Raw genomic sequence first — 988 nt, forward strand, 5'->3', positions numbered from 1 at the left:
GGCTCGGCCGCCGCGTAGGTGCTTTTCATGATCAGGTCCCACAGCGCGCGCGCGGGCAGCCTGCGGTAGACCCACTGACCATCGCCGCGCTGGTGCGCGCCCGCCTGTTTGAGTTCGTCGTTGGGCTCGCTCGCGTGCACCAGTTCGACCCCGGCGCCGGCTTCGACGGCGCGCATGAAGGCGTCGCTGACGCCGACCGACACATTGAAGTTGTTCAGTTGGCCGCGCTCCTGCTTGGCCGTGATGAAGTCGGCGATGTCGGGATGGTCGACGTTGAGCACGGCCATCTGCGCGCCGCGCCGCGCGCCGGCCGATTCGACCGTCTCGCACGAGCGGTCGAACACCTGCATGTACGAGATCGGCCCCGAGGCGCTGCTGCCGGTGCCCTTGACGCGCGCGCCGCGCGGGCGGATGGCCGAGAAATTGTAGCCGACCCCGCCGCCGCGGCGCATCGTCTCGGCCGCCTGCGCGAGCGCCGTGTAGATGCCCGGCCGGCCGTCGGTGGCCTCGGTGATCGAGTCGCCCACCGGTTGCACGAAGCAGTTGATCAGGGTCGTTTGCAGGCCGGTGCCGGCGGCGCTGCAAACGCGCCCGGCGGGAATGAAACCGTGGCGCATGGCCCACAGGAACTCGTCGGTGTATTTCTGGCGCGCGTCCGCGGACTCGACCTCGGCCAGCGCCCGCGCCACCCGCGCGTGCACCTGCGCGACGGTGGTCTCGCCGCCCTTCGCGTATTTTTCGATCAGCACTTCGGTCGAGATCTCCTGCGGCTCGGCCAGGGCGATGACGGCGTTTTCGAGTTGGTGCATGGCGGCTCCTCGGACATTGCTTGCAATTGACATTGTGCGCCAAGGTCCGGCCCGATGGCGCCCCGCAAACAATAAAAATTGCGCCGCAAGAAGCGGGGTGCGCCGCACGGAACGGATGCGCAGAATGGCGCCATCGTCAATCAACAGGGGTAGCAGCACAGGGCGATTGCATGAAGGAT

Annotated in this window: 1 protein-coding gene; it reads right to left on the reverse strand. The window is 67.8% G+C overall.

The genetic code is table 11. The annotated features are described in order from the left end of the window. Positions 1 to 809 (reverse strand): ribonucleotide reductase barrel domain-containing protein (locus C7C56_RS10185; RefSeq protein WP_307719041.1); only part of this gene is annotated, 809 nt, incomplete at its 3' end. Positions 810 to 988 lie beyond the last annotated feature (179 nt).

It is taken from the genome of Massilia glaciei (genome assembly GCF_003011895.2).
Lineage (GTDB): Bacteria > Pseudomonadota > Gammaproteobacteria > Burkholderiales > Burkholderiaceae_D > Telluria_A > Telluria_A glaciei.